The sequence below is a fragment of the Nocardia barduliensis genome, from assembly GCF_013315795.1.
GTDB lineage: Bacteria > Actinomycetota > Actinomycetes > Mycobacteriales > Mycobacteriaceae > Nocardia > Nocardia barduliensis.
This window is the reverse complement of record NZ_JABLTE010000197.1, coordinates 1-7,469: the sequence shown is the minus strand read 5'-3', so window position 1 is coordinate 7,469 and position 7,469 is coordinate 1. Positions and strand designations below refer to the sequence as shown.

At 68.3% G+C, this 7,469-nt stretch carries 4 protein-coding genes; 2 read left to right on the top strand and 2 right to left on the bottom strand.

Features of this window, described 5'->3' with window-relative positions; all coding sequences use genetic code 11:
- Together HOV91_RS37925 and HOV91_RS37920 are read left to right on the top strand one after the other, a co-directional pair.
- A partial coding sequence (locus HOV91_RS37925; protein ID WP_174190019.1) for a TerD family protein occupies positions 1-654 on the top strand: 654 nt, incomplete at its 5' end.
- A gap of 28 nt (positions 655-682) precedes the next feature.
- Positions 683-2,260 (top strand): TerD family protein, encoded by a 1,578-nt coding sequence (locus tag HOV91_RS37920; RefSeq protein ID WP_174190018.1) that lies wholly within the window; start codon positions 683-685, stop codon positions 2,258-2,260.
- A 26-nt stretch (positions 2,261-2,286) separates the two neighbouring features.
- Here HOV91_RS37920 and HOV91_RS37915 read toward each other — a convergent pair whose 3' ends face one another.
- Together HOV91_RS37915 and HOV91_RS37910 are read right to left on the bottom strand one after the other, a co-directional pair.
- Positions 2,287-3,957, bottom strand: coding sequence for a glycosyltransferase family 87 protein (locus tag HOV91_RS37915; RefSeq protein ID WP_174190021.1), 1,671 nt, complete (start codon positions 3,955-3,957; stop codon positions 2,287-2,289).
- An 894-nt stretch (positions 3,958-4,851) separates the two neighbouring features.
- Positions 4,852-7,050: a transglycosylase domain-containing protein gene (locus tag HOV91_RS37910; protein ID WP_438822728.1), complete on the bottom strand. Its 2,199-nt coding sequence runs from the start codon at positions 7,048-7,050 to the stop codon at positions 4,852-4,854.
- Positions 7,051-7,469: the final 419 nt, after the last annotated feature.

Below are 7,469 nucleotides of genomic sequence, written 5' to 3'. Positions count from 1 at the left end.
GGTTACCCGCCGCCCGGCCAGCCCGCGCCGCCGCAGCCGCAGCAGCCGCCGGCCGAGGTCAGCTTGAGCAAGGACCGCCCGGTCAGCCTGGTCAAGGGTCAGCGGGTCACGCTGCGGAAAGAGGGCGCCGCGCTGACCTTCGTCAAGATGGGCCTCGGCTGGGACCCGGTGCGCAGCCGCGGCATGTTCGGCAGCCGCACGGTCGACATCGACCTCGACGCGTCGGTCATCATGTTCGCCGACATGAATCCGGTCGACGTCGCCTACTACGGGCAGCTGACCTCGAAGGACGGCTCCATCCGCCACCAGGGCGACAATCTCACCGGCGAGGGCGCGGGCGACGACGAGATGATCCTGGTCGACCTGACCCGCATCCCCGCCCACGTCACCACGCTGGTGTTCATCGTGACCTCCTACAAGGGCCACACGTTCGAGCAGGTGCAGAACGCGTTCTGCCGCTTGGTGGACGGGACGAACAACGGCGAGCTGGCCAGATACACCCTCGCCGGTGGTATGCCGTTCACCGCGATGGCGATGTCCAAGCTGTACCGGGTGGGTAGCGACTGGAAATTGCAGGCGCTCGGCGAGGGTTTCCAGGCCAAGCATCCGGGTGAGGCGGTGCCGCAACTCGGCCGGTTCCTCGTCAACGGCTGACCGGCGGCGCGACAGCAGGGCAGACATCGTGATTCAACTGCAGGCCGGTCAGAACATCCCGCTGACCGGTGAGGTCGTTCGTTTCAGTGCGAAAGCCGAGGCTGCCCTCGACGTTTCCGCGCTGGTGGTCGCCGAGAACCTGAAGGTGTTCTCCAGCGACGATTTCGTCTTCTACAACCAGCCCGCGACCGCGGGGGTGGCCTTGGCCGCCGACGCGGTCACGATCACGCTCGCCGAGGTGCGCGCCGACGCGAAGGCCGTGTTCCTGGTGGTCAGCGCCGACCCGGCCGCCCCCGCCCGGGCCGACGGGCTGGGGCCGGTCACCGCGACGCTGGCCGAGAACGACTCCGTCGTCGCGGAGTTCGCGATCGCCCCGTCGTCCGGTGAGACGGCGCTGATCTGTCTCGAGGTCTACCGCCGCGGCCCGGCCTGGAAGCTGCGCGCGGTCGGCCAGGGTTACGCGGGCGGGCTCGCCGTACTGCTCACGGCGCACGGCGTCGAGGTGGACGGTGCGTCCGCGCAGCAGGAGCAGTCCGACCAGCCCGGTACGCACACCATGGCGGGCCCCCTGGCGGGTGACGCGCAGATCGCGACCGCGGGTGCGCCGCTCGAGGTCGGCCACGGCTTGGAACGGTTGTGGATGGTGTTCGAGGACGCGGCGCGGTCGGCCGCAGCGCTGGTCTCGGCGCGGGAGTACGCGGCCAAGCGGCTGGATCACGAACTCTCGTTGGCCGTCTCCGATCCCGCGACCAGGAACACTCCGGCAGCCGAGCAGGCTCGTCGTGCCGCGCAGCAACGGCACGACGAATTGATCGGCACCGCCGAGCACAGCCACCAGCGCGACGCCGAACAGTTGATGCGCGAACTCGCGGAGGGCGACCAGGTGCTGCCGCCCGCCTTGGCCTCCTGGGACTCACCCGCGTGGGACAAGCCGCCCGTGCCGAGCGACGGCATCCGGCTCGGCGAGCTGTACGCGCTCGACCGCGGTCCGTTGCGCATTCCGTATTGCGTTCCGGTTCCGCTGAATCGGCCGCTGTGGATCGATGCCGAATCGACCCGTGCGGTCACGCCCGTGGTGGGCGCGCTGCTGGCCCGGTTGCTCGCCGCGGCGCCGCAACGCCGCACGCTGGTCGACATCATCGACCTGACCGACGCGTTCAGCGGCTTCACCGGCCTGCTCGCTCCCGTGCTGAACGGCCCGCCGATCACCGACCACGCCGACATCTCCGCGCGGCTGCAAACGCTGGTGGACGCGGCCGAGCTGGCCGAATTGGCGTACACGAGCGGGGCGTTCACCCCGCCCAACGAGCATCGGGTGCTGTTGGCCGCGGATTTCCCGCACGGGTACCAGAGTTCGGACGCGCAGCGGATCGGCGCGTTGATCACGCGTGGGGAGTTGATCGGACTGTCCATCGTGATCGTGGGCGCCAACGAATCCGATTCGGCCGACACCACCGTGGCGATGCTGTCGCAGTCGTGCCGTCATCTGCCGACCATCGGCGGCACGCCGCTGTTCGACCCGTGGACCGGCAGCGCGTGGGAGCTCGATCTGGATCTGCTGCCGCAGGAGCCGGAACGCCAGGCGCGCTTCCTGCGCACCAGGTGAGCGCCTGAGTCTCGCCCAGCGGCCGGTCAGCCGCGTGCGACCGCCACGCGCGGCCGCAGCGGCTCCGGCAGCCAGGCCAGCAGGGGATCGGGCACGCGGTCGACGATCCCGCCTGCGGGATCGTCGACGAAGTCGCGGCGGACCAGGTCTTCCTCGGGGCGGTAGATCTGGCGCACGATCAGGACGCACAGCCCGACCACCGCCAGGTCACGCAGCGCGACGGTGCCGGTGAACCATTCCTCGGGCAGGCCCTTGCGGTCCATGCCGAGGTAGTAGAACATGCGCGGCACCCAGACCAGCGCATCGATGGTCATCCAGGCCAGCAGGATGCGCCGGTGCGGCAGCGCCAGCACCGCGAGCGGAACCAGCCACAGCGAATACTGCGGACTCCACACTTTGTTCGTCAGCAGGAACGCCGCGACCACGAGGAAGCACAATTGCGCCAGCCGCGGCCGCCGCGGCGCGGTGAGGCCGATGTAGGCGATCACCGCGCAGGCCACGACGAATGCCAGCAGCGAGACGGCGTTCAAGATGGTGGGCTGCTGCCCGTGCGCGAGCTCGCCGTCGAAGCCGGGCCAGCCGGTGAACGAGGTGACCACGTTGTAGATCGAGTCCGGGTCGGCATGCCGGGTGGTATTGAGCCGGAAGAACTCCCGCCAGCCGTTCGGATACAGCGCGGCGATCGGCAGGTTCACCGCCACCCAGGTGGCGAGTGCCGCGCATACCGTGACGAACGCGGCGCCGAGCGGGCGGGCGCCGAGGAATTGGATGCGGTAGGGCGTCTCGCGCACCCAGGCCGAGAAGGTCGGCCAGCCGTCGATGTCGCGCATCCGCAGGCCGAGATGCGTGCGGGGCGTGCGCTGCATGGTCTCGGTCCGCAGGCACAGCACGACGATGGGACCTAGCAGCAGCAGCGGATACAGCTTGGCCGCGCCGCCCAGACCGAGCAGGATGCCCGCGAGCACTGGTCTGCGCCGGGCCCACGCGAGCAAGCCGGTCGCGGCGAAGGCTGTCGCCAGCGCGTCGAAATTGGTGAACGCGTGCACGATCACCAGCGGCGAACAGGCGATCAGCGCCGCGTCCCAGATCCGTCGGCCGGCCAGCAGCGCCGAGGCCCACACCGTGGTCAGCCAGGCCAAGGCGAGACCGAACGCGACGACGTTGAAGTAGATCACCACCTGCAGCGCGCCGGGCAACGGCGCCGCGTCCCAGCCTTTGGCGATCCGCATCGCCAAGTACTGGTACAGGCCCGAGAGCACCGGATACTCCATGTATCGCGTCTCCCGGCCACCGTCGGGGGTCTGCTCGGTCCACTGTTTCTTGTACGGGAAAGCGCCTTCGTTCAACCTTTCCGCGCCGTAGAGCGGCACGGTGTCCGAATAGCACATCGCCACGTATTGGCGGCCGTTGTTCCAGTCGAGGGTCGGACCGTCCGCGCCGTCGGTCTGCTGGATGCACCCTGCCTTGCCGAACCAGCCAAGCGCCAGGAACACCACGGTGAACGCCAGCAGCACCCGCATGGGCGTCCAGAACCGCACCCGCCCGATCAAGGCGTGATCCCCGACCGGCCCCCCGATCACCGTGGACAGCTGCGCCGTGAGCGAATCGTTGCGACTCGGCCGGTCCCGCGCATCCGCCGAGCGAAGATCCGAAGCGATCGGGGCAGGGGCGGCGTAGTAGGCCCCACCGGACCCCATCTGATCCGACAGCGGCGCCCTCCCGCTCCGACGTAGCTCCACCAGCTGCTGATCGGTCACGGAACCCGAGGCTACCTTGGGAGCGGCTTACGGTTGATGTCGACTCGATCCGCTCCACCGCCTGATGTCGTGGGTTCGATGACCGCACCGCCGCCGGTGAGGCCGCGATCGTGGGCATGGCCGCTGAACTGGACGCCTGGACTCGCGGAACACCTTCGCACCGAACTGCCCCGCATCGGTTTCGCAAACGACATCCTCGCCTTCGTCACCATCGACTCTGGCCAATCGGGGTGCGCGATCGCACGGATCGGTCGAAGCCCTCGGAACTTGCCCACCAGAATCGTCCGGGCGCAGTGCAGCCGCCGATACGATTTTCCCTTTCGATGATTCTCGACGGCTGTTAGAGTGGGCAGCGATCGGCGTGCGTGGAGGACGCGCCGGTTTTGGAGATAGGGGTGGAAATGTTCAGGAAACTACTTGTCTCGGCGATTGTCGCCGGAACGGCATTGGTCGGATTCGCGGCTAACGCGAATGCGGGGCACCCGTCCTATGCGGCGTGCCTCGGCGGTAAAGGAGTAGCCGACAAGTGCGTTCAGATATCGGATGGCACTTGGGTAGTGCTGCGGGGTTACTGGAAGTTCACCGACTGTCTGAGTGATAAGGGAGTTTTCGAGGACTGCTATCAGGATCCAAACGGCTTCTGGTACAAGACGCCTAATCGGTAATTCCTGGCAAGCTGCAGCGGATGCTGCGGTTTTTCGCAAGCTGTAATGATCCTCGGGCGGTTCCTGTGGAGCTGTAAGAATGCGCTTCGATTCGTCCCTGAACGAATCACTCGGCGTTGAAACGATGTCGGGCCGACCACAACGTGGTCGGCCCGACATCGTATGTCGACTATCTGCTGCGCGTCGGCTGCGTTCCGTTCGTGCTCTCTTCCTGACTGGAATTGTCATTACGCTGGCTGCCGGGGCGAGGCGCACCGGTAGCTGTCGGCGATGAGCCATCTGTAGGCGCGACTGGCTGGCCGGGCAGCGGACCTGCGTCCTGCTGACTCTGCTGCTGCGGGCGTTGTTGCTGCGGAGCAGGTTGAACACCGGGGACCGGGATCGTGATGCCGGGCAAGATCTCCACTTGCGTCGGCGCGACCACGACTGGAGGCAGCAGCGGGGAATCGGCAGTAGACGGCGGGGTGTAGGGCGCCGACCATTCCGGTACACCGGCCTGTCCCTTGATCGGGGCCGGCTTCGGGAAGGTCTCGTTCGGGACGCCCTTCAGAGCACCGTCCATGGTGGCCTTCCAGATGTCCGACGGCAGGCCGGACCCATAGATCATGCCGCCGCTGGCGTTGCGCAGGGGATCACCCTGCTCCGTGCCGACCCACACTGCGGTCGACAACGACGGGGTGTAACCGACCATCCACGCGTCCCGGTTCTCGCCGGTATCTCCGAGCTGGGCGGTACCGGTCTTCGCCGCCGATTCCCGGCCGCCGGCCAGTCCATGATTGCGCGAATAGGCGGCGATAGGCCGCATGGCGGCGGTGACGTTGTCGGCCACGGCGGCGGAGACGCGCTGTTCCCCGGCAACCTCCCCGCGGTCCAGCAGAACCTGACCGTCGGCGGTCACCACTTTCGATACGAAATGCGGCGCGTGGTAGACGCCGGAGGCAGCCAGGGTCGCGTAGGTAGAAGCCATGTCGAGCGGCCGTGCCTGGTACTGGCCGAGCACGATGCCGTTGTTCGGGCCGGAGCCGTCCGATTCGGTGAGCGTCTTGCCGACTCCTGGAATGGTCTCCGGGATTCCCAGCTTGTGCGCCATGTCGGCGATCTTGCGGGGACCGTTCTGCATGTCCAGCTGCATCCGGTAGAAGCTGGTGTTCAGTGACCGCTTCAGCGCCTCGGCGATGGTGCACATGCCACACTGCTCGCCCTCGACGTTGGTGATCTTGATGCCGTTCACGCTGAGCGGCGAGCTGTCGTACAGCTGTGACAGCGGGATACCCTGCTCCAGGTTGGCCGCGAGGCCGATGACCTTGAACGAGGAGCCGGTCTGCAGACCCGCGTTGGCGAAGTCATAACCCTGGCCGTCATTGCCGCCGTAGTACGCGCGCACGGCACCGGTGCGGGGATCGATAGAGACCACTGCGGTGCGCAAGTTCTCCGGCTCGCCGTCCATGTTTTTGTTCACCGCGTCGACGGCCGCCTGCTGCGCCTTCGGGTCGATCGTGGTGGTGATCTGCAAGCCGGAGGTGTTGAGCTGTTGCTCGCTGATGCCCGCCGCGGCGAGTTCCTTGAGCACCTGCGTCTTGACCAGGCCCTCGGGGCCGGAGTCCTGCTCCTTGTCCCGGGTGGAGGCGAGGGGGACCACCGTGGGGTACTGCAGACTCTGCCGCTCGGCCGCGTTCAGGCTGCCCGCGGAGACCATGCCGTCGAGGACGTAGTTCCAGCGGGTCTTCGCGCCTTCCGGATTCTTCTCCGGGTCCAGGCTGGACGGCAGCTGGATGGTGGCGGCGAGCACCGCGCCCTCGGCTACGGTGAGTTCCTGCACCGGCTTGCCGAAGTACGCCTTGGCCGCCGCGTCGATGCCGTAGGCGCCGCGACCGAAGTAGATGGTGTTGAGGTACGCGGCGAGGATCTCGTCCTTGCTCCACTGCCGTGCCATCTTCGCCGAGATGACCAGCTCGTGCATCTTGCGGGTGAGCGAGCGTTCGTCACCCACCAGCGCGTTCTTCACGTACTGCTGGGTGATCGTCGAGCCACCGCCCGCGCTCTCCTTGCCGAGGATATTGTCCCTGGCCGCGCGCGCGAAGCCGGAGATCGAGAAGCCGGGGTTGGTGTAGAAGTCCCGGTCCTCGGCCGCCATCACCGCGTTGCGCACGTGCGGCGGGATCTGCTCGATGGTGACGTCGGTCCGGTTGCCTTCCGGTGGCACCACCTTGCTGAGCACGGTGGTGCCGTCGGCGGCCAGGATGGTCGCGACCTGGTTGGTCTTCAGGTCGCCGGGCTGCGGCACCGACACCGTGGTGTACGCGGCCAGGAAGATGCCGCTGGGCACCAGGATGGCCAACGCGACCAGGACGTAGATGGTGCGGCGCACGATCCGCCACGGCGACTTCTTCTGCTGCGCGGGCCTGCGGCGGCCGGGCCCGTCGGGGCCGTCGCCGCTGCCACCGCCACGGCGCGGCGGGGGACCGGACGGCGGGCCGCCTGCGGTCTGCCTGCGCTCGCCGGTGGTGGGTCCGCTGCCGGGGACGCGACGGCCTTCGCGGTCCACGGCCGGACGGGCTCCCGTGGCGGGACGCGGCCCGGTGGCCGGACGCGGGCCGGTGGCCGGACCACGACGGTTGCGCTCGGCCACCGCCTCGGTCAGCGAGCCGGGGCGCTGGATCTTCTGAGTCGACTGTGGCGCGGACGCGCCGTCGCCGGGCGCGCCGCGGTTCGGCTGCGGCGGGCGGCCCGGCTGTGGCGGACGGCCGCCTTGCTGCGGCGGGCGGCCTTGCGGCGGGGGACCGGGGC

Excerpts from the sequence above, each read along its gene's own strand:
- HOV91_RS37915 (WP_174190021.1), bottom strand. The coding sequence starts at position 3,957 with ATGGGGTCCGGTGGGGCCTACTACGCCGCCCCTGCCCCGATCGCTTCG.